A 16,981-nucleotide genomic window follows, 5' to 3' on the forward strand; every position below is an offset into this window, starting at 1 on the left:
GGTCAGCACTCGGTGGTGCAGTCGTAGTTCTGGGCGTCGGACTGGGCGGAGGTGTTCCCGCACACCGGGCAGCGCAGGCCGCCGGTGAACTCGGCCGATACATCCGCCTGTGTGGCAACGAGAGCCGCAATGACGTCGCCCCGTGAGCGCGTCATCGTGTTCAGCCGGTCGATGTCGTCACCGGTGGTCGTCTCAGCCGCGGCTTCACGTGCGGTGTCCTCTGCGGCGAGGTGAGCGCGGGCGCGGCGGGCTTGGAGGTCGGTCAAGAATGCGGCGTCCTCCTCGTCCTGTTTCTGCTGTGCGTCGAAGTAGTCGAGGAAGCCGACGATGACGTCGATGTCGGCCTGGGTGACGTCGTCGACGTTGAGTCGGAGGGTGGACAGGCGTGCTTCGCCGGCGGCGCGGAGCTCATCGAGGGTGGGCATCAGAAGTTCACCTCGTCGATGTCGCCGGGCACCGCAGGTGAGAAGACCGGCGCCGGCTGAGGGCGGGTCGCTTCCCGAGGGATGACGGAGGAGAGGGTGCGGAGGTAGACGATGTGCTCGCCGTCGCGGAGGCCACGGGTGGTCATCCACTCGTGGAGCTGGTCCTCGTCCATCTCATCCGTGACGACCTCGCCGTCGTCGGACATCGCCTGCCAGCGCTTGTGGACGATCGTGCCCTCCGCGATGAGGTGGCCGGCGTCGTCGAGCGCGTTCAGGGCCGCGTTGCCAGCGATGAGGGCTGCGGTCGCGGCGTTGACCATCAGGTCGCCTGCGGGTCCGCTCTCGCGCGGTTCGAGCACACCACAGATGGCGTTGACCGCGACGTCGTGAACGGTATCGGTGTGGGCCGAGCCGCTGGCATCCAGCGTCAGCTCGTACTCGATCTCGCGTTCTTCCGCGGTGGAGTCAGGGGCGAAGGTCGTCTGCATGGTGAGTCCATGCGCGGTGCCGGGCGCCGCCCGTGACCATCACTTGCGGGGCTCGAGGGCGAGGCGGTTGGGGCTTGCCCAGATGCCGTGCTTCGAGGTGCGCTTGCGGCCGAAAGCGAGGGTGCCGGTCACGTGAGCCCCGGAATCTTCGTGAGAGGGCGATTCCAGGAACTGTACGTCGAGGGACTGCCCCTGCAGCACGACCCACCCCAGCTCGAAGGTCTGGCCGAGGACGTAGTACCCACCCTGTGCGACATGGCGTTCGAGCACCTCCTCGACGCCGTCGAGCACCGCCCCGAACAGGGCGCGCCGCGGGGCGCTCGGGTTCCGAGGGACGACGTCACGGTCGAACTCGACGAAGCGGTCACCGGCCCGGAGGAGCCAGATGTCGATGTCGGCGAACATCACCAGCTCGCCCTGCTGGAAGCGGGGGCGGAGGTCGAGGTAGTCCATCAGATGTTGCCCTTCAGGAGCGCGCGCAGGCGCAGTCGGATACGAGTGAGCGGGAAGCTGTGCCACGCGCTACCGAGACGCAGACGCCCGGGGTAGCGCCGGCCCTCGACGTAGAAGGCGCGGTCCCACCACACCCACGCGCCCGGGGTGAACATGTACAGCACCTGGGGGAGGACGATCGTGTCGCAGCAGTTCGTGCGGCGCAGGCGCCAGGACCAGAAACCGGGGAGGTCGGAAGCGTCGTCGATGCCGTCGATGGGTGTCGCTCCCCGACGGACGGTGAGTGCCCAGCGACGCTGCCCGTCAGGCAGGTTGTCGTCGCACCAGTTGGCCTTGTTGAACTTCATCCCCTCGCCGGACCAGCCGGGGCAGCGGTAGCCCTTGTTGAAGTCGGGGAGGGAGATGCGAAGCGGCGTGCGTCCGGGGCGGGGGATGGTGAGCATGAAGGTTCCAATCAGTGGGCGGTGCGAGTGGTGTTGCCGCGAGCGCGCTGACGCCACCGGTTCATCCGGCGGTCAGCGAATCGGGCCATGGCGAAGAACAGGGCGGACGACGTGACGTACACCGCGGCGAGGACGATGGCGACCGTCGCCCAGGTCGAGTCGAAGAGTGTGTTTGGCCCACCGACGAGGAGTGCGACCAGGAGAGCGGCAGGAGCCCCGACGAGGGTGAGCGCCCGAGCGATGGTCAGGGCGAACATGCCGGCAAGCTCGACGACGTCGAACGCGGTCAGCGCGCGACGGTGCGTGAGGTCAGTCGTCGCCACGGTAATTGGCCTCTCCGGCGGCGTAGGCGACGTGGGCGACCTCACGGCAGAAGTCGAACATCTGGTCGAGCTCGATGGCCTTACCCGCCCCGAGGTAGGAGGCGAACTGGTCGCCGGTGAGGTCTGTGGGGATACCGTGACGCTCGAGGACCTGGCGGAGAGAAGCGTCCCCGCGGTGAATGGCGGGGGAAACGACGAAGTCGAAGTTCGGGTCCCACCCGGCACCATCGCCGTACGCGAAGCGGGCGACCTGCTTGGCGAGACCCAGCACCTCGTTGTACTCCACCGCTTCGTCGGGCCCGATCTGGCTCGCGAACTGCTCGCTCAGCGTCGCCGGGCCGTACAGGCTCGGCAGGTGGTCGTCGGGCCAGATGCCCCAATCGGCGGCGACGCCACGGAACATCTCGTCTGCGGAGTGAGCGGGCTCGTCGAAGTCGCTGAGCGCGATGATGGTGGGGATGGCGATGGTCATGGTGTGTCCTCTCGAACGCGGCAGTGTGCCGGCATCGTCTCCATGCGCGGTACGGCTAGCGCACGTACACCGGGTGCGGGTTCGTGACGTTCAGCGCTTCGAGCACGTCGTCCGGGACGTCGGGCATCGCGGCGATGACCGCGGTGCGCGCGTCGGCGATCGCCTGTGCATATACCTCGTGAGGTGCCTGCCCCGTGGGGACACAAAGGAGCGTTGTGGCGAGCGACTCAGGGCGGGTGTAGGTACCTGCGACCGCGTGGTGCATGGCGTACGCGACGTTCATCCCGAGGATCTCCGCCTCCTGCTCGTCGGGAAGCCAATCCCAGACGGCGCACAGGTGCGCGGCGAACCGGCGACCCCACTCTCGGGTCTGGTCCTGGTCGATCATGCGGGGAGCAGCTGGTCGAGGGTCGCGATGATGAGGCGTATGTCTTCGACCGGTACAGGGATAGTGCTCCCGTCGGCCTCTCCGTAGGCGGCGGAGCGGAGGAGGTCGCGGACGTCCTCCACAGTGGGAGGCGTCGGCGCGACGGTGGCGCCGGTCGTCTCTGCGCGGCGGGCGGCGATGCGGAGCGTGGCCGAGAGTCGGCCGCCTTCGCCATTGTCGTCCCAGTCCTGCGCAGCCTCTCGGAGGGCCGCCGGGAGGTCATCGACCCACGTACCGGTGTCCTCGGTTTGGCCTCCCTCGCGCCACACCCACCGGTGCTGGCCTTCACGGTTCGACACGATCTCGTAGTAGCCCGACGTCGGGTCGGAAGGGATGCTCTTGTACTGGCCGGCCATCTCAGGCCCCCAAGAGTTCGACGGCGGCGGAGATCCGCGACGCGATGGTCGGGTCGTCGGTCGTGGCGACGATCTGCATGAGGTCGCGGGTGGCCTGCTCGCGGCGGGCGCGGGAGGCGAAGACGAAGTCGGTGCCGGTGGTGAGGGTGCCAGGCTCGAGCTCGGTGCGCCCCTCGTCGTGCATGACGGTGGTCATCTGCTCGATGTCGCGGGGCTTGCCGCCGAGGACGATGATGGGCCCGCCGGGGTGGACGCCGGCGGCGGTGAGGACGGCGTGGGCGACGTGCGCGGCCATCTTCCCGCGGCTCATGTCGACGTTCGTGTTGTAGCGCACGACGATGCGGTCGTCCGCCGGGGCAGGGGAGGGGCTGGTGGTGGTCATGGGAGGTCTATGCGCATAGGGCGCCCATGAGCTGTGACATCACACCCACGGCGCCGATTCACCTGCCCGCGCGCGACCCGTACCGTCCTGTCGTCGCCGTCGACATCGACCGGGTGCTCCGCGTCGCCGGACCACTCGAGGACGAGGCCGCGCCGGTGTTCATCGAGGCACCCATCACCTACCGGCGCGATGCCTACCCGACGGCCTACCACGGGCAGCCGCCATGGGATGAGGGCGACGAGTACCGCGCCACCGAGTCCTTCTCGTTCTTCGGCATCGCCTGGGTGCGCTCTCTCGTCGCTCGTGGCTTCGACGTCGTCTGGGCGACCACCTGGCAGGAGCACGCGAACACCTACTTCGCCGACGTCTTCGGCATCCCGCCCCTGCCGAACGCCATGGTGCACGTTGGCCCGAGTCGGCAGTACGGATCCGCGGAGTGGAAGCTCTACAACCTCGTCCGCGGGTTCGAGGGCCGCCCCGTCCTGTGGGTGGACGACCGGATGCCGATGTTCGACTTCGTCGACGCTCGACCTGCCCCTGATCGGGCGCTGACTCGGTTTCAGCACATCCGTGGGCGGTTCGGCATCACGGAGCAGGACGTCGCCGACATGGAGGGGTGGCTCGACCTCGCCGGCAACAAGACCGGGCACGGGATCCTCCGCCAGGAGCGGAGCGACCAGCTCGCACGCACCCGACAGGCGCAGGCGCGACTGGCGGCCGCGCACTCACAGAGCGTGACGTACTTCTGAGCGGACCGCGCATGAAGCCGGTAGACCACCCCGACCAGAGGAGAACCACCATGCGCGAGACCGAGAACATCACCGTCACAGGCAACGACGGGGACGTCGTCGAGAACCACCCGGCCTTCGCCGTGGCCGTCGTCACCCGCAGCCAAGGCAACGGGCGCCCGCTGTTTCAGAGCGACATCAAGCACCAGCACACCGTCAAGCTGCAGATCAAGACCGCCGTGCGTCGCCGTGAGCTCAACACGGACTGGGTGGACCCCCAGAAGGTCATCGCTGAGGTCGAGATGTCCGAGGCGCAGTTCGGCGCGCTCGTCTCCTCCGTCGGACTCGGCACCGGGGTTCCCGTCACCCTCCGCGCCAGCGAGAGCAACTACATGGTCCCCGACCTGCCCTACACGCCCCGCATCGCCACCGCACTCGACGAGGTGAAGGAGGCGGTCGCGAAGACCCTGGCCGACGTCGATGCAGCCGTCCAAGTGCTGGCCGAAGCCATCGCCGAGAAGAAGGGTGCCGTCGCCATCCGTGAAGCGGTGGCGACCGTGAAGAACCGCATCGAGAACGCACCCAAGAACGCCGCGTTCGCCGTCACCGCCGTCACCGAAGCCGCTGAACAGGCTGTGACCCAGGCCGGAGCGGAGATCGAAGCGCGCACCCTCGCCGCGCAGCGCGCCACCGGCATCCAGTCGCCCATCTCCCACCCGTTCGCCATCGAGACCGGCGAGGAAGCGTGACCTCCCTCCGCCCCGGCGACGTCATCGCCTACACTCCCGCCAGCCTCTACCGGCGCGACGGGCTCGCGATCGTCCGAGAGAAGCGTGCCGGTGGCATCGAAGCCAAGGACACCTTCGACGTGAACGACACCCTCCTCACAGAGGACGAGCTCGCGACCGGGACGGTGCTGTTCAGCACGGACGACTTCGAAGAGCACGTGCACGTAACCATTACCGCCTACCACCCGGCTGACATCCACGTCCTCCGGACGAGGAAGGGCATCGTAGGCCGCATCTTCCTCCGCCACGGCGCCGAACGCCTCCCGCACCACGAGCGCCACTCGCGTGAGACCGACGCACACGAGGTCGCATTGCTCGACGCGCGCGCTGAGATGCTCGCACCGCTCATCGAACAGGCTTACGCCGCCCGGCCGATCCCTCACATGACGATCAAGGAGACCGGCGCCGTCAGCGAGCAGGTGCAGTGGGCTCAGCGCGCCTCGCGCACGTTCAACACTGCTCTCGAGCGCCTCGTCAAGGCGAAGGCCGGCGAGGACACGAACCCGCACTTCGCCGCCGTCATTGCCGACGAGGAACACCACGAGCTCGTCCGCGCTCGCCGCGCGCTCGACAAGAAGCTCGCCGAGGTGCGAGCCGCAGCCGCGGCAGCGTAGACACAGGCGTTTGGGGTCAACGCCCCTTCGGCCACACCGGCTGCGCGTGCTGAGGGAAGCAGCCCAGTCGAGGAAGGGATTACCGGGTGCGCGCCGGTGTGGCCGAGGGGCGGACGACACCAGGAAGCGTCGCGACGCGGTGACGATACGTGCTGCGCATGGCTGACCTCCCTGGTGTACGACACATACCCTGCGGCACGTCCGGTCAGAGCGTGAGCGGACGTGGTGCGAGAGCATCGCGTCGGGCCTGCCGGCGCCTGGTCGCCTCGTCGCTCACCCAGCCAGCAAGGACCCCGATGGTGAGGTACAGCGCGGCGCCGAACGTGCCGGGCATGAACCCGAACGAGCTCGTCACGAGCGCAGTGACCAGCCCGACGATGAGGGCGGTCAGCGTGAGAGTCAGGAGCCGGCGGGACGGTGTGTCGCACCCTGGCATCGCTTTGATCGCGATGGGACGGGCGGCGTACGTCGCCAGCCACAGGAGCGGCAGCAACGGCAGCGCCCAGAGCCCGAGCACGACCACGAACGGCCAGCCGAAGCCGAAGGTGAGCAGCAGCAGGAGCGCGGATGTGCCGATGAGCCCGCCCGCCCAGATGGTCGTCGCCTGGTGCAGGGGAGTGCCGGCGTGGGTGGAGTAGCTGAACAGGCGAGGGGTGCTCATGCGTGAGGTTCCGACGGTGCAAAACGTATCTAGCTAGCCGCATCGGGGTACGTTTTGCACCGCTGGGTATGGAGACTCCGAGGGCTGGATGTGCCCTCTACCCTGCGGTCATCGCGCTGCGCGCGCGGCCTTGCGCTCCTGGCGCCGGCGGATGCCGTTCGCGATGTACCAGCCGGCGATCGCACCAGCGGCGACGCACGCCACGAACTCCGGGAACTGCCATTGCGGGTAGCGCGCGCCCAGGATGAACGCGCCGCCCAGCGCGGTGGAGCCGGTGAGGAGCACAGCACTCAGCAGCGGCTCGAGGATCCGTCGCTTCGCTTCCGGGATGAGCCGCTTCGATGTACCCGTGGCCAGCAGATGCATCACGACAGCGAGCGGGAACAGCACGGCGATGAGCGCGGTGATGAGGGCGACGATCTGCACGAGCGCGTCCACGGGCGCTGCGATGACCGGCGTGACGACCACCACCATGAACAGCGCCCAGGTGACCGCGAAGGACCAGAACCCTGAGGACATGGCCAGCGCCAGACGGCGGCTGCGGAGGACGACAGTGGGGCGGGGGAGACCGGACATGTCGGCCCTATGCGCGCCGTGGCGTCAGCGGGCGGCGGCTACCGAATTGACGTCGGCCTGCGCGAGCTCACTCTCGAACGCGGCGGCCGCGTCCTTCCGCCGAGCTTCCGCCTTCCGAGCCTTCCGGCGTCGGCGCGCGCCACGCTCGAACGCCAGGCCACCGAGGAGAGCGACGGTCATGAAGAACACAGTGCCGACGAGGTCGAAGAACCCGAGCGGGCCGCCCAGCATGTAGATGAGGGAGGCCGCGAAGCCGGTGAACGTGGTTGCGGTGACCGCGGTGACCGCGACTCGCTTCTTCCGCTTCGCATCGACCAGCCATCCGTCGACGAGAGGTGCGTACACGAGGAATGAGACCCACAGACCGACCAGTAGCGGAAGCGACTTCACTGCCATGATGAACGCGAGCGGCAGCCCCAGCCCGATAGTCAGGACGAGGATGATGACGGTCGTGCCAACGAGACCGGCGCACCAGAAGACCAAGGCGGAGCGGGCCGCGTCCTTCGCGCGCGAGACGAACGGGCGGACGGTGTGCGAGGTCATCGGGGCTCCAATCGACGGGGTCCTACACCACCCCTATGCGCGCCGGGTGTCACTCTGCGTGAGAAAGCTCGCTGTCACCGCGTCGGTTCTCGAACTCTTTGTGGTCCTCGAAGTCACCGACGGCGCAGGTGGACACACCGAACATCGTGTACTTCCCTGCGTTCTCGGGGGTCCCGGAGGCCGGCTCGGTGGCCTCCCACTTGGCGCTCGCCTCCAGCAGTGGCCCAACCGCTGCGAAGCTCATCCGGCTCACGCTCTGCGCCTCCGGGTAGCCGCGAATCTCGCTGACCGACGCAGGCATACCGAGGGAGTTCCACCGGGATGCGACGTTCGCGAGGACTTCCGTGCTCGGCTGATGGGTCTTCCCAGCGGCCGACAGCATGAAGCTCAAGCCCGGCTCGAGGCTATTCGTCGTGCAGCCGACGACTCGGGCCTGGGTGACGGTGAACGCGCCCCCGAACTGTTCGAGGCCCTCGTCGAGCAGTTCGAGCAGGGTGACCTGAGCTTCGGCGGCGGTTTTGGGGACGCCGTAGGTCTTGGCTGTCTGAGTCGGCGACGGAGCCGGTCCAGGCTGCGCGGTGCAGGCCACCAGTGCGGCGGTCGCGACGCTGAGGGCGATCGCGGCGAGAGCGAGGCGAGTGGGCCGGGGCATGAATGACTCCAGGGGGTGAGAGGTGGAACGTGGCGTTCGTCACCCTCCACCCTGCGGCAAGTGCCCCGGCCCTCAGTGCCCCGACTAGTCCGGCCGGGCGAAACCGAGGCAGGTCGTCACGGGCGGGATAAAGGTACCCTGGCCAAAGGAATATGGCGTTATTCGAAGAGTCACTCGACCGTAGACGTGGGCAGGGTTATCTCCCGAAACGAGTTTCATCGTGACCACGAACGGAACATTCCCCGCAATTTGCGGATAATGATTCCAAGGGTTGGGAGTATATCGGGCTTGCGCCTCAATCTCCGGTTTACGCCTATCGTATATAAACCTTACTGGTTCTGTCGATGTGTAGTCTGCCTCTACCCGCACCATAGGGTTAAGCTCACCGGGCAATATCCCAGGCATCCGGAAAAGCACGTCGACTGCATTTGGGTCATTGGGTGATGGCTCACAAGAGATGACATTCTCATGCACAGGTTCGGGTTCAGGTGTCACCATGGTGGGGAACGGGGGCTCGGCCGAAGCAGGGAGTGCAACCTGCCTTGGTTCGGCACCATCATGTCCACAGGTTGCCGCTGGCATGCGGACGTAGTTGTTTGCCAACGGGTCCCCTAGGTCGGGGTTTGCCACATTGCTGGTCACTCGAATGTGGACAATAGCGGGCTCGGAGCTGAGACCCTTGGCCGGATTTACCGCGAATACGTAGAATGTAAGGTGCGTGTAGCCGCCCTGGTCCCACCAGTAGGAATGGGGCATTGGACTGACGCCATCAGGTGCCAGCGTGTGTCTGATCTCGCCGGAGGGAGACCAAGTCGGGTAGGCATCGACTGGAGCGGTGTCGCTCGCGTACGGCGCCCGAACCAAATAGCCGGTTGCTCCATCGACCTCAGGCCAGGAAAGCTGTGCTTCGAACGCGTTCAAGTGAGTAGTAGGCGTAAATGCCGTTCCGCCGCTTGATGCCGCCTTGATGAGGTGCGCTTTAATGACGTCTCTGATGTCGTCGAGTGGCCCTGACTGCAACAGCCCAAGGATTGTGCTGTAGTCGATTTCCTCAGAGGAAAGCTCCGTGCATTTGACGATGGGACGCTCGAGCGTCACCGTGCCGTCGGGTTGTGCTGCGTGTGCCGGCGTCACGCTAAATAGCGTCATCGTCATGATGGCCAAGGCGGCGATCGCCGCTACATACTTCTTTTCAGAATCTTCATTCTTCTCCATCGACCGAGTTGTATTGTCCTCCCATCTCATGCGCGGCCCCGACCTGAACGTGGTCCACAACAAAGCGACCTGCCCGACATTGTCGGGCAGGTCGCAGGGAGACGGGTCGAGCGTCGCCGTCAGGCGGTCGCTACGCCGGTCGACCCGAAGCCGTTCAGGCCCCGGTCGGTCTCGTCCTCGGTCACCTTCGCCTCCACGAACGTCGGCGCGATGAACGGGGTGATGACGAGCTGCGCGATGCGGTCGCCGACCTTCACCTGGAACGGGACCTGCGAGTGGTTGACGAGGATGACCTTCGTCTCGCCGCGGTAGCCGGCGTCGATGACACCGGGGGCGTTCAGGACGGTGATGCCGCTCTTGCCGGCCAGGCCCGAGCGCGGGCAGACGAGACCGGCGTATCCCTCGGGGAGCGCCATCGCGAAGCCGCAGCGGACGAGGGTGCGTTCGCCGGCGCCGATGATGAGGTCCTCATCGGAGTGGAGGTCGAACCCGGCGTCGGTCGCGTGTGCGCGGGACGGGGCGGTGGCGGTGGGGGAGAGCAGCTCGAAGCGGAGCTCGGAGGTCATGGGCAGGCCTTCAGGTCGCGGGTGCCGGACCGGTCGGCCGGGCGAAGGCCCTATGCGCGCTGGAACGCCCCCGCCGGGGCACGATTTGTGTGGTCGGCGCGCTTTCCGACCTGGGCCGATCCATCGCGTGGATTACGGCAAGGCGCGCGCCCCGGCAGGGGGTACCTCACCTATGCGGGGTCAGTCGTCGATGCGGAAGTCTTCGTAGGCGTGGTTGGTGCCGTAGACGTCGGTGCTGATGCTCAGGAGCAGGCCGTCCGTGGTGAAGGACGGGTGCTGGCCGAGGGCGTCACGCTCGAGCGTGATGTCGCCGTTGTCGATCGCCCGGTTCAGGTCATCGACGCTGCCGAACAGGATGAACGCGGTCATCTGCTCCTGCTCGTCGTCGATCATGCAGGCGCCGGTGAGGAAGGCGTCGTCGCTCTGTTCGAGGATCCATGGGATCTCGTACTGGTCCGCGGTGGTCCCCTCGAGGCATTCGGCGTTCAGCCATGCCTCCTCCATCGTCGTGGCCGAGCCGGTGTGGACGTAGTCCTCGGAGACCACGGGCACGGGGCGGTCGCTGTACATCGTGATCGCGGTGAAGATGACGGCGGCGGCTGCGGACGCCGCGACAAGCCTGACACCGAGACGGAACTCGTTGCTCGCGGGTCGCGGGATGAAGAAGGAAGCAGCCACGAGCCCAAGTGCGATGAGGCCGAGCCACAGGCTCACGCCGGGAGGCCATTCCAGCAGGATGGCGAGCATTGCGCCGCCGGCGGCTAGCGGCGCGATGAGCATGGGCCAGCTGACCTGCGGCCGCGGCGCCGCACCGAGCGCGGGCGCTGCAGGACTGGCTGGAAGCGGCGGTGGCGGCGTCAAGGGCGGGGCGACCCCGGCCGGCATCTGTGGCGGGACGTAGACCGCAGGGACCTGCACCGCCGGCGCAGGTTCTGCGGTCGTCTGAGCCTGTGAGCTGAACGCCTCTCCGAGGTACCAGAGGAACCACAGGGCGCAGAGCCCGACGGCCACCCACATGGCGATGTACGCGACGATCGCGATGATCGCCATCATGAACATGACCTGGACGAACCCCAGTCCGTAGGACGTTTCCTTCATGAACTACCCCCGCTGGTCACAGTAGCGTCACCGCCCGACGGAACACGAGCGTCAGCGCTGGCCGACGGGGCGGACGTGCTCGATGGTGTGCGGGTCCGGGATGACCCAGTCCTCGCGTGAGGCATAGCCGGGGTCGACGGCCTGTAGGTCCGCGTTGAACAGCGCTCCAACTCCGGTGTACTCACGGCCGTCGAGAACGTCCCGGCAGCCCGCGCAGAGCGCGCAGTCGTGAGAGGGGACGCCGCACGTCGTCGTGGCGTACTCCTCGTCACAGGCCGAGCACATCGCCGGGGCCGGGAAGGGGACGCTGTCGAAGTTGGCGCACTCACCGAGCATCGCGCCGCAGTCGTTGTTCCGGCAGTAGTAGTGCTGCTGGCCGCAGGGCTCCTCGCAGAACGACCGGCTGTACCAGTGTTCCTCGTGCGTGCACTCGGCGGGGCCGCTCACGCGTCCTCGCGCTCCCAGCCGAGGGTGCCGTTGTTCTCGTCGTAGCTGTGGTGGAAGGACGCGAGGTCCCCGACACCGTTCGAGAGCTCGATGAGGTGGTGCGCCTGGTTCGTCAGGCTGTGCGATGAGCGGGTGTAGCAGGCGAAGTGGTGGTGGACCGACTCGATGGCGTCCTGTGCGTTGCGGTACATCCGCGCGTCCTGAGCGTCGAGCTCGGCCTGTGGCGACTTCGGGGCAGCGGCGATCGCAGCCTCGGCGATGAGGATGAGGACCTCACCGGTGATGACACCCTCCTCGAGGGCGGTAGCGGCGAGCATGTCCACCTTCGAGCGACCGGCGACTGGGGTCCCGATACGGACAGCGGGGATGCTCGCGAGGACGCTCACTACGGCGCCGTGCGCGGCGCTGCGAGCCGGGGTGACCGGGGGTTCGGGGACGAGGATGGCGACCAGCTGGTCGGCGATGACATCGGTGTCGTTCTTGTTGGCAGCCACGAGGGCACGCTCCTCAGGGGTTATGACGCACTCACCGCGGATCTCGCCGCCCGGGAGGGTGTGCTCCGGGCACCAGTCAAGGCCGTGGTTGTGGACGCGGTGAGGGCTGTCAGCGGTAGGGGTCACCTCATAGCTATGCGCGGTCCCAGGCGGCCCGCGCTATACGCGTGCCTAGCCCATTAGCATCCAGTCATGAAAACTCCGAGCCCGATTGCGACCGACCCGTTCCAGTCCCGTCTGGTGCGTGTTCACGGACGAGACTCGATGGGTGAGCAGTCCAGGGTCAGCGTCATCTCCATGGCGCGCTCCCAGGTGAGTGCCCTTGGGCCTCTGATGGAGGCGAACGCACGACCTGGAGAGGACATCGGTCGCGCCCGAGAGCTCGTGAACTTGCGCCGTATTCAAGCCGGTGATGCACTCGCCTGTCACCTGTTGAGCTATGGGGCGCTCCTCACAGATGAGGGGCGCGTTCACGACGCTCAAACGGTCCTGGTTGAGGCAGCCAGCACCCTGGGTGAGCTGCAGGGCCTGTACGACGGTAGCCATCACCGCAGCGCTGTCCTCGGGCGGATTCTCTGTCTCTCGGCAGCGGTGCACTACAACCTGGCGGTGCTCTTTCGGCAGGCGCGTTCAGAGGACAATGTCCTTCGGGCGTGGGCGAACGTCCGCGACACCATGAGCCAGTTGACGGACGACGATCGTGAAAGCGAGCTCCACCGCACCTTCGATAGCGTCATCACCACCGAGTTCCCGAAGTTCGGGCTCTGACTGACACCGCCCTTACTCGGGGGAGGTCGCTCGCAAGCTCGGCCAGACCATCGGGTCAGCGACGCTTCTTCTTGGTGGGCGCCACCGGACGCTTGGCCAAGTCGCCCGGGAAACCGGAGTAGGCGAGGGGGCCGTACTCCGGGTGCGCGTAACCCGAGAACCACGCGCCCCGCGCTTCTTCGCGTTCTTCCTCGTCCCAGCCGCGCTGGTCGCCGAGGGTCTGGATGGACCTCTCGCAACGCTCCTCGAGCTGGGAGTAGTCCAGGAGTGTGTACGCCTGGTTCGAGATCGCGATAGCCCGCTGCTCGGCCGGCAGCTCGCCGTTGATGGCGCGCTCTGAAAGCTCGTGCAGGTCGATGTACAGGTCGTTCTGACCGTGGCGGCTGCCTACGCGGTACGGGTCCGCCCAGGACGGACGAACAGGCCGTGCGGCGGGGGCGAGGGACACTTCGGGCTCGGAGTTGTCCTGCTTCCCGAACTGGCCGTTCGTGCGTGAGCGCGCGTTCTCGCGTGCGTTGCGGTTCTCTGCGGTCAAAGCTGCCATGCCCTCCATGTACGAGGCGCGCCCGGGTCCTGTGCGATCTACGTCACATCCTGCCTTGTGCGGTAGACGGCACATTGCGAGGTTCGCTGAAGCGAACATCGTCACCGTGTTCGAGTAAGCGAACACGCCTCATCGTCAGGTTCCAAGGTCGCGGCCGTAGCCAGCGCGGACAGCGAGTTTCGCGAGCCGCCGGCCCTCGCGGATACAGGTGGCGTTCACCTTCTCCCAGTGCGCTTCGAGGGCCGCGCGGTGGGTGGGGTCGTCGACGGCGGGCTCGCTGGTGTCCTCGTTCCAGCCGGGGAAGGAACGGGCAAAGACCATCGTCAGGTGCTCGACGTCGGCCTTCTGCGCTGCGGTGAGTTTCGCCATCACCGGATCCCGAGCCCACGGCGGACGCCACGGCGCAGGCCGCGCCACACTGCACGCCAGAAGCTCACGCGAGGAGCTCGCGGGGGACGGTTGGGGTCAAGGCCAGCGATCGCGGCGACGATGTGTCGCTCGAGGCGCCCATCGTGGTCCAGCGTCCGCAGCGTCTCGAAGTAGGAGCGCTGGCCCTCAGTGAGATGCCCGTCACTCATCGGATGCTCGCCGTCGGTCGTGCTCTTCGAGCCCGTCGATGAGCCGGTCGGAGGCCTCGCACGCAGCACGCTCGCCCTGCGCGACGAGGAACTGCCAGCTCTCGGCGTTCTGCCCCGCGGGGACCCCTGCGCGCTGAAACGCCTTCATCGCGTTCGCGAGGTGCTTCGTTGCGAGGATGAGGTCTCGCTCCTGCCGCGGGGTCAACCCATCAGTCATCGGAACGCTCAGCGAGGAGTTCGCGGCCGCGGGCGGTGATCTTGAAGAACGGCTGGTGCCACTCGGTGTCCTCGATACGGACCAGGCCGAGGTCGTCGAGGGTGCGAGCGGCGCGGCCGCCCTTCATGGGCATCGTCCCGCCGATGGCGCCGTTGCGTTCGTTGCGGCCGCGGGTGCGCCGGTCCCACGCCGGGGAGTCCGGCCACAGCTCCTGCGCGAGAGAGCGGCCGGTGTGGCCCCGCTCGCCGGCTGCGGCGATCGCTTCGAGAGCGCGTCGCTGGAACGCGGTGAGTGTGACCTTCGGGGTCGTGTCAGGCACTGAGGGCTGCCCTTTCCTGGTTCTGGCGACGCCGTGACCGGCGTCGCTCGTCCTGTTGCTGCGCGGACGGTTCGGTGAACTCATGCGCGGTGCCGTGCAACCGGTAGCCCTCACCGCAGATGGCGCATGCGTCGGGAGAGGGGATGTGGGTCACCGGGAGCCGGTCCTCGACCCTGTACTCGGCGAGGACAGAGCGGGCCATGTCGGCGAACGTCGCGACGACGGAGACGGGGTACTTCGAGATGTCGCTTCCGGGTTCGGCGCGACCGAAGGCCACCATCAGCGTGATGGCGACGCGGTGGAGGAGCTCGTTCCCGCCCATGTCGAAGGCCACGTCGATGATGTCGCCCTCGGCACCGTGGCCGCCATGCTCCCACGTCCGACCGCGGGAGGTCCGGTGGTCCTGGCCTGGGTGGGGGAAGTCGAGGACGCACTTCCCGATGTCGACGGCTTGGGGAGCCGGTGCGTAGCAGAACCGGCCAGCGAGGCCCATCAGCCGGTCTTCTCGCTGATGTGGAAGTGGGCGAGCAGAACCTGCGCGAGTTGCTCGTCTACGAAGTCCTCGAGGCGGCGCTTCACGGCGGGGGAGTTCCGGCTGACCCATGCGGCGTACGCCGGCGTCATCGTCTTCACGACGTCGTGGGTCGCCTCGTGACGAGCGAGGGTGGAGCTGAGGGCACCATCGACGCGGTGCGCGCGGTCACGGATGAAGGCGACCATCTCATCAAGACCCGCGAACGGGTGCTCGGCGGGGTCGGACTCCTCCATCGCGATGATGAGGTCCAGGAGGGCGTGCGATGCGACAGCGTCCGCTGCGACGTCGTGCCCGTACCGGGTGCGCTCGGCGAGGGGACGCTCTGACTCGACCTCGTGGGCCGCGCTGTAGACCTTCGAGTAGGTGCTGCCGCCGATCGGTGTGGGTTCGACCTGCGGGGTCGGCTGGTCAGCGAGCGTGACGTGCAGCGTGACGTACAGCTCGCCGTCCGGGAGGAGGCCGTCGTCCCCGTCGGCCATGTCGAGGGTGACGACCTTGCCACGCAGTAGTGCGGTCTGGTCGAGGCGGAGGTCTTGGGCAGTGATGGCCATGGTGGTCCTTCGGGTCAGCGCTGGTACGCGGGGTGAAGTTCGTTGTTCGGCCAGCCAAGGTCATCGACCGTGAGGCCGATCTCCTTCAGCGACCGGACCGTGGTCAGGGTCTCCGCCTGGCCGGCGAGAGAGCTCTGGGTGCGGATGCAGTGGAGGGCGACGGCGCCGAACATGGCCGTGCCGAGCTTCGTGCGGACCTGGTGGAACACGTCCTGCGACTGGTCGTGCGAGTTGAGGGAGTCGATGATGCCCGTGGCAGTGTTCCGCGCGCCCTCCGGAGGACCACTGCGGCCGAAGACGTAGACGAACGCGGAGGTGAGGGCGGCGGCGAGATCCTCTTGGAGGTGCTCGGGGTCGCGGCTGTGCATACGGAGGACGGGCTCCACGTACGCCTCACCGCGGAGGAGGTCGGCGAGAGCCTGCGCGTACGCGTTCTTCGCCCTCTCGACGGCTGCCTGTTCCTGCATGGTGTGCCGGCGGCCCCAGATGACGTCGTCGGAGTCCGCGGCCTCGTCCAGCTTCATGATGGCCGCGGCGAGGTCCACGCGCGCCTGAGCCTCGGCCCGGACGAGGTCGGGGTGCTGCTCGCGAGCGAACGCGAGACGGTGGACAGCGCCGATGCGGGCGGCTTCGACACCAAGGTCGAGAGGGGTCGTGGTCACGGGGTGCTCCAAGGGTCAGCGGGCGAACTGGCATCTACATGCGCGGTGGGCACCAGCGGCGAGACCAGGTGTGGGGTGGCCCATCGCAGGAGCAGAGCCCGTTCGTGGTTGGGATGCGGCGCGGGGTGGCCGCAGCGTTCCGTGGGTGACACCAGTCCGCGGACCATGGGTGGGGTGGGCCGTCGCACGTGCAGATGATGGTTGAGCGTTCCGGCTGGCCATTCTCATCGAGCCGAGGCGGGCACCAGCTTTCCGAGTACGGGTGCGCGGGACCGTCGCAGGTGCAGAGGCTCACGAGGCGGCCTCTGCGGCCCTCCGCGTCTCACCTTCCGCGCTCTCCTTCTGCCACTGGGTCCAGGTGCGCCCCATGACCTTGATGCTGTTCACGACGGAGCGGGCGACCTCCAGGGCTTCCTCGAGTGTTTCCCAGCGGTAGTGACGCTGCAGCCGCGGCTCCGGGTTGTACCGCCAGTTCCCCGCACGGGAGAGGTGGCGATCGCCGCCTTGAATGACCGCATATCCGCCACGGCCGGTCTCGCTTCGAGCGCCTCGCCAGGCGACCTTCACAGTGAAGTGAGGTGCGTTGACGTCGTCGAGTTCCATGCCGTCGGGAAAGAGCCGAACCTCAGTGGTGATTTCGGTCAAGGGAGCCTCCT

General features: G+C 67.3%; 31 protein-coding genes. 4 read left to right on the forward strand and 27 right to left on the reverse strand.

Annotated elements, in window-relative coordinates; translation table 11 throughout:
• Positions 1 to 2 precede the first annotated feature (2 nt).
• Genes BLR68_RS15700 through BLR68_RS15740 form a run of 9 tightly spaced genes read right to left on the reverse strand, consistent with a single transcriptional unit; the run spans position 3 to position 3,769 of the window.
• A complete protein-coding gene (locus BLR68_RS15700) occupies positions 3 to 425 on the reverse strand; it encodes a hypothetical protein (protein ID WP_018186011.1) in 423 nt (140 codons plus the stop codon).
• Positions 425 to 913, reverse strand: coding sequence for a hypothetical protein (locus BLR68_RS15705; RefSeq protein WP_018186012.1), 489 nt, complete (start codon positions 911 to 913; stop codon positions 425 to 427). Before BLR68_RS15705 ends, BLR68_RS15700 begins: the two co-directional genes overlap by 1 nt.
• A gap of 39 nt (positions 914 to 952) precedes the next feature.
• On the reverse strand, positions 953 to 1,366 hold the full coding sequence (locus BLR68_RS15710) for a hypothetical protein (protein WP_018186013.1): 414 nt from the start codon (positions 1,364 to 1,366) through the stop codon (positions 953 to 955).
• Positions 1,366 to 1,809: a hypothetical protein gene (locus tag BLR68_RS15715; RefSeq protein ID WP_018186014.1), complete on the reverse strand. Its 444-nt coding sequence runs from the start codon at positions 1,807 to 1,809 to the stop codon at positions 1,366 to 1,368. Before BLR68_RS15715 ends, BLR68_RS15710 begins: the two co-directional genes overlap by 1 nt.
• Positions 1,810 to 1,820: 11 nt before the next feature.
• Positions 1,821 to 2,132 carry a hypothetical protein gene (locus BLR68_RS15720; RefSeq protein ID WP_018186015.1) on the reverse strand — a complete coding sequence of 104 codons (312 nt, stop codon included), beginning with the start codon at positions 2,130 to 2,132 and terminating at the stop codon, positions 1,821 to 1,823.
• Positions 2,119 to 2,604 carry a hypothetical protein gene (locus tag BLR68_RS15725; RefSeq protein WP_018186016.1) on the reverse strand — a complete coding sequence of 162 codons (486 nt, stop codon included), beginning with the start codon at positions 2,602 to 2,604 and terminating at the stop codon, positions 2,119 to 2,121. Before BLR68_RS15725 ends, BLR68_RS15720 begins: the two co-directional genes overlap by 14 nt.
• Positions 2,605 to 2,659: 55 nt before the next feature.
• Entirely contained in the window at positions 2,660 to 2,992 is a 333-nt protein-coding gene (locus tag BLR68_RS15730) for a hypothetical protein (protein ID WP_018186017.1), read from the reverse strand.
• Positions 2,989 to 3,387, reverse strand: coding sequence for a hypothetical protein (locus tag BLR68_RS15735; RefSeq protein WP_018186018.1), 399 nt, complete (start codon positions 3,385 to 3,387; stop codon positions 2,989 to 2,991). The genes BLR68_RS15730 and BLR68_RS15735 overlap by 4 nt, the downstream gene beginning before the upstream one ends.
• A gap of 1 nt (position 3,388) precedes the next feature.
• Positions 3,389 to 3,769, reverse strand: a complete 381-nt coding sequence (locus BLR68_RS15740) for an aminoacyl-tRNA hydrolase (protein WP_018186019.1) — start codon at positions 3,767 to 3,769, stop codon at positions 3,389 to 3,391.
• Between the two features lie 26 nt (positions 3,770 to 3,795).
• Here BLR68_RS15740 and BLR68_RS15745 point away from each other — a divergent pair, with 26 nt between their 5' ends.
• Genes BLR68_RS15745 through BLR68_RS15755 form a run of 3 tightly spaced genes read left to right on the forward strand, consistent with a single transcriptional unit; the run spans position 3,796 to position 5,899 of the window.
• The gene (locus tag BLR68_RS15745) at positions 3,796 to 4,518 is read left to right on the forward strand and encodes a hypothetical protein (protein WP_018186020.1); all 723 of its coding nucleotides are present in this window, start codon (positions 3,796 to 3,798) and stop codon (positions 4,516 to 4,518) included.
• Between the two features lie 50 nt (positions 4,519 to 4,568).
• Positions 4,569 to 5,246 carry a hypothetical protein gene (locus BLR68_RS15750; RefSeq protein ID WP_018186021.1) on the forward strand — a complete coding sequence of 226 codons (678 nt, stop codon included), beginning with the start codon at positions 4,569 to 4,571 and terminating at the stop codon, positions 5,244 to 5,246.
• A complete protein-coding gene (locus BLR68_RS15755; protein ID WP_018186022.1) occupies positions 5,243 to 5,899 on the forward strand; it encodes a hypothetical protein in 657 nt (218 codons plus the stop codon). Before BLR68_RS15750 ends, BLR68_RS15755 begins: the two co-directional genes overlap by 4 nt.
• Before the next feature lie 205 nt (positions 5,900 to 6,104).
• Here the strand turns inward: BLR68_RS15755 and BLR68_RS15760 are convergent, their stop codons facing one another.
• The 9 genes from BLR68_RS15760 to BLR68_RS15795 form a co-directional block, all read right to left on the reverse strand.
• The gene (locus tag BLR68_RS15760) at positions 6,105 to 6,560 is read right to left on the reverse strand and encodes a hypothetical protein (protein WP_018186023.1); all 456 of its coding nucleotides are present in this window, start codon (positions 6,558 to 6,560) and stop codon (positions 6,105 to 6,107) included.
• A gap of 108 nt (positions 6,561 to 6,668) precedes the next feature.
• A complete protein-coding gene (locus BLR68_RS15765) occupies positions 6,669 to 7,136 on the reverse strand; it encodes a hypothetical protein (protein ID WP_018186024.1) in 468 nt (155 codons plus the stop codon).
• A gap of 24 nt (positions 7,137 to 7,160) precedes the next feature.
• Positions 7,161 to 7,679, reverse strand: a complete 519-nt coding sequence (locus tag BLR68_RS15770) for a hypothetical protein (protein WP_018186025.1) — start codon at positions 7,677 to 7,679, stop codon at positions 7,161 to 7,163.
• Positions 7,680 to 7,728: 49 nt separating this feature from the next.
• The gene (locus BLR68_RS15775; RefSeq protein ID WP_091362314.1) at positions 7,729 to 8,331 is read right to left on the reverse strand and encodes a hypothetical protein; all 603 of its coding nucleotides are present in this window, start codon (positions 8,329 to 8,331) and stop codon (positions 7,729 to 7,731) included.
• Positions 8,332 to 8,415: 84 nt separating this feature from the next.
• Positions 8,416 to 9,546: a hypothetical protein gene (locus tag BLR68_RS17770; RefSeq protein WP_143015801.1), complete on the reverse strand. Its 1,131-nt coding sequence runs from the start codon at positions 9,544 to 9,546 to the stop codon at positions 8,416 to 8,418.
• A 119-nt stretch (positions 9,547 to 9,665) separates the two neighbouring features.
• Positions 9,666 to 10,112, reverse strand: a complete 447-nt coding sequence (dut, locus tag BLR68_RS15780; protein WP_018186027.1) for a dUTP diphosphatase — start codon at positions 10,110 to 10,112, stop codon at positions 9,666 to 9,668.
• A 180-nt stretch (positions 10,113 to 10,292) separates the two neighbouring features.
• The gene (locus BLR68_RS15785; RefSeq protein ID WP_026302785.1) at positions 10,293 to 11,210 is read right to left on the reverse strand and encodes a hypothetical protein; all 918 of its coding nucleotides are present in this window, start codon (positions 11,208 to 11,210) and stop codon (positions 10,293 to 10,295) included.
• A 51-nt stretch (positions 11,211 to 11,261) separates the two neighbouring features.
• Positions 11,262 to 11,657, reverse strand: coding sequence for a hypothetical protein (locus BLR68_RS15790; RefSeq protein WP_018186028.1), 396 nt, complete (start codon positions 11,655 to 11,657; stop codon positions 11,262 to 11,264).
• Entirely contained in the window at positions 11,654 to 12,151 is a 498-nt protein-coding gene (locus BLR68_RS15795; RefSeq protein WP_018186029.1) for a hypothetical protein, read from the reverse strand. The genes BLR68_RS15790 and BLR68_RS15795 overlap by 4 nt, the downstream gene beginning before the upstream one ends.
• A gap of 192 nt (positions 12,152 to 12,343) precedes the next feature.
• Here BLR68_RS15795 and BLR68_RS15800 point away from each other — a divergent pair, with 192 nt between their 5' ends.
• Complete coding sequence (locus tag BLR68_RS15800; RefSeq protein ID WP_143015802.1) at positions 12,344 to 12,919, forward strand: hypothetical protein; 576 nt, start codon at positions 12,344 to 12,346, stop codon at positions 12,917 to 12,919.
• 55 nt (positions 12,920 to 12,974) lie between these two features.
• On the opposite strand, the gene BLR68_RS15805 is transcribed toward BLR68_RS15800, so the two are convergent.
• The 9 genes from BLR68_RS15805 to BLR68_RS15840 all read right to left on the reverse strand — a co-directional run bounded on the left by BLR68_RS15805 (position 12,975) and on the right by BLR68_RS15840 (position 16,970).
• A complete protein-coding gene (locus tag BLR68_RS15805) occupies positions 12,975 to 13,463 on the reverse strand; it encodes a hypothetical protein (RefSeq protein ID WP_018186031.1) in 489 nt (162 codons plus the stop codon).
• Positions 13,464 to 13,598: 135 nt separating this feature from the next.
• Positions 13,599 to 13,832, reverse strand: coding sequence for a hypothetical protein (locus BLR68_RS15810; RefSeq protein WP_018186032.1), 234 nt, complete (start codon positions 13,830 to 13,832; stop codon positions 13,599 to 13,601).
• On the reverse strand, positions 13,832 to 14,041 hold the full coding sequence (locus tag BLR68_RS17775) for a hypothetical protein (RefSeq protein WP_143015803.1): 210 nt from the start codon (positions 14,039 to 14,041) through the stop codon (positions 13,832 to 13,834). The genes BLR68_RS15810 and BLR68_RS17775 overlap by 1 nt, the downstream gene beginning before the upstream one ends.
• Positions 14,034 to 14,258, reverse strand: a complete 225-nt coding sequence (locus BLR68_RS15815) for a hypothetical protein (protein ID WP_143015804.1) — start codon at positions 14,256 to 14,258, stop codon at positions 14,034 to 14,036. Before BLR68_RS15815 ends, BLR68_RS17775 begins: the two co-directional genes overlap by 8 nt.
• Entirely contained in the window at positions 14,251 to 14,577 is a 327-nt protein-coding gene (locus BLR68_RS15820) for a hypothetical protein (RefSeq protein WP_018186034.1), read from the reverse strand. The genes BLR68_RS15815 and BLR68_RS15820 overlap by 8 nt, the downstream gene beginning before the upstream one ends.
• Positions 14,570 to 15,070, reverse strand: a complete 501-nt coding sequence (locus BLR68_RS15825; protein WP_018186035.1) for a hypothetical protein — start codon at positions 15,068 to 15,070, stop codon at positions 14,570 to 14,572. Before BLR68_RS15825 ends, BLR68_RS15820 begins: the two co-directional genes overlap by 8 nt.
• On the reverse strand, positions 15,070 to 15,663 hold the full coding sequence (locus BLR68_RS15830; RefSeq protein ID WP_018186036.1) for a hypothetical protein: 594 nt from the start codon (positions 15,661 to 15,663) through the stop codon (positions 15,070 to 15,072). The genes BLR68_RS15825 and BLR68_RS15830 overlap by 1 nt, the downstream gene beginning before the upstream one ends.
• A 14-nt stretch (positions 15,664 to 15,677) precedes the next feature.
• The gene (locus BLR68_RS15835; RefSeq protein ID WP_018186037.1) at positions 15,678 to 16,325 is read right to left on the reverse strand and encodes a hypothetical protein; all 648 of its coding nucleotides are present in this window, start codon (positions 16,323 to 16,325) and stop codon (positions 15,678 to 15,680) included.
• 291 nt (positions 16,326 to 16,616) lie between these two features.
• On the reverse strand, positions 16,617 to 16,970 hold the full coding sequence (locus BLR68_RS15840) for a hypothetical protein (RefSeq protein ID WP_143015805.1): 354 nt from the start codon (positions 16,968 to 16,970) through the stop codon (positions 16,617 to 16,619).
• Positions 16,971 to 16,981: the final 11 nt, after the last annotated feature.

This window comes from Microbacterium sp. 77mftsu3.1, assembly GCF_900100525.1.
In the GTDB taxonomy this organism is placed as follows: domain Bacteria; phylum Actinomycetota; class Actinomycetes; order Actinomycetales; family Microbacteriaceae; genus Microbacterium; species Microbacterium aquilitoris.

What these genes read in the sequence shown, in the direction of transcription:
- BLR68_RS15830 (WP_018186036.1), bottom strand. Translation starts at nt 15,663, where the DNA reads ATGGCCATCACTGCCCAAGACCTCCGCCTCGACCAGACCGCACTACTG.
- BLR68_RS15750 (WP_018186021.1), top strand. Translation starts at nt 4,569, where the DNA reads ATGCGCGAGACCGAGAACATCACCGTCACAGGCAACGACGGGGACGTC.
- BLR68_RS15700 (WP_018186011.1), bottom strand. Translation starts at nt 425, where the DNA reads ATGCCCACCCTCGATGAGCTCCGCGCCGCCGGCGAAGCACGCCTGTCC.
- BLR68_RS15715 (WP_018186014.1), bottom strand. Translation starts at nt 1,809, where the DNA reads ATGCTCACCATCCCCCGCCCCGGACGCACGCCGCTTCGCATCTCCCTC.
- BLR68_RS15815 (WP_143015804.1), bottom strand. Translation starts at nt 14,258, where the DNA reads ATGACTGATGGGTTGACCCCGCGGCAGGAGCGAGACCTCATCCTCGCA.
- BLR68_RS15730 (WP_018186017.1), bottom strand. Translation starts at nt 2,992, where the DNA reads ATGATCGACCAGGACCAGACCCGAGAGTGGGGTCGCCGGTTCGCCGCG.
- BLR68_RS15775 (WP_091362314.1), bottom strand. Translation starts at nt 8,331, where the DNA reads ATGCCCCGGCCCACTCGCCTCGCTCTCGCCGCGATCGCCCTCAGCGTC.
- BLR68_RS15810 (WP_018186032.1), bottom strand. Translation starts at nt 13,832, where the DNA reads ATGGCGAAACTCACCGCAGCGCAGAAGGCCGACGTCGAGCACCTGACG.
- BLR68_RS17770 (WP_143015801.1), bottom strand. Translation starts at nt 9,546, where the DNA reads ATGGAGAAGAATGAAGATTCTGAAAAGAAGTATGTAGCGGCGATCGCC.
- BLR68_RS15785 (WP_026302785.1), bottom strand. Translation starts at nt 11,210, where the DNA reads ATGAAGGAAACGTCCTACGGACTGGGGTTCGTCCAGGTCATGTTCATG.
- BLR68_RS17775 (WP_143015803.1), bottom strand. Translation starts at nt 14,041, where the DNA reads ATGAGTGACGGGCATCTCACTGAGGGCCAGCGCTCCTACTTCGAGACG.
- BLR68_RS15705 (WP_018186012.1), bottom strand. Translation starts at nt 913, where the DNA reads ATGCAGACGACCTTCGCCCCTGACTCCACCGCGGAAGAACGCGAGATC.
- BLR68_RS15805 (WP_018186031.1), bottom strand. Translation starts at nt 13,463, where the DNA reads ATGGCAGCTTTGACCGCAGAGAACCGCAACGCACGCGAGAACGCGCGC.
- BLR68_RS15825 (WP_018186035.1), bottom strand. Translation starts at nt 15,070, where the DNA reads ATGGGCCTCGCTGGCCGGTTCTGCTACGCACCGGCTCCCCAAGCCGTC.
- BLR68_RS15725 (WP_018186016.1), bottom strand. Translation starts at nt 2,604, where the DNA reads ATGACCATCGCCATCCCCACCATCATCGCGCTCAGCGACTTCGACGAG.
- BLR68_RS15760 (WP_018186023.1), bottom strand. Translation starts at nt 6,560, where the DNA reads ATGAGCACCCCTCGCCTGTTCAGCTACTCCACCCACGCCGGCACTCCC.
- BLR68_RS15740 (WP_018186019.1), bottom strand. Translation starts at nt 3,769, where the DNA reads ATGACCACCACCAGCCCCTCCCCTGCCCCGGCGGACGACCGCATCGTC.
- BLR68_RS15735 (WP_018186018.1), bottom strand. Translation starts at nt 3,387, where the DNA reads ATGGCCGGCCAGTACAAGAGCATCCCTTCCGACCCGACGTCGGGCTAC.
- BLR68_RS15770 (WP_018186025.1), bottom strand. Translation starts at nt 7,679, where the DNA reads ATGACCTCGCACACCGTCCGCCCGTTCGTCTCGCGCGCGAAGGACGCG.
- BLR68_RS15745 (WP_018186020.1), top strand. Translation starts at nt 3,796, where the DNA reads ATGAGCTGTGACATCACACCCACGGCGCCGATTCACCTGCCCGCGCGC.
- BLR68_RS15800 (WP_143015802.1), top strand. Translation starts at nt 12,344, where the DNA reads ATGAAAACTCCGAGCCCGATTGCGACCGACCCGTTCCAGTCCCGTCTG.
- BLR68_RS15710 (WP_018186013.1), bottom strand. Translation starts at nt 1,366, where the DNA reads ATGGACTACCTCGACCTCCGCCCCCGCTTCCAGCAGGGCGAGCTGGTG.
- BLR68_RS15765 (WP_018186024.1), bottom strand. Translation starts at nt 7,136, where the DNA reads ATGTCCGGTCTCCCCCGCCCCACTGTCGTCCTCCGCAGCCGCCGTCTG.
- dut (WP_018186027.1), bottom strand. Translation starts at nt 10,112, where the DNA reads ATGACCTCCGAGCTCCGCTTCGAGCTGCTCTCCCCCACCGCCACCGCC.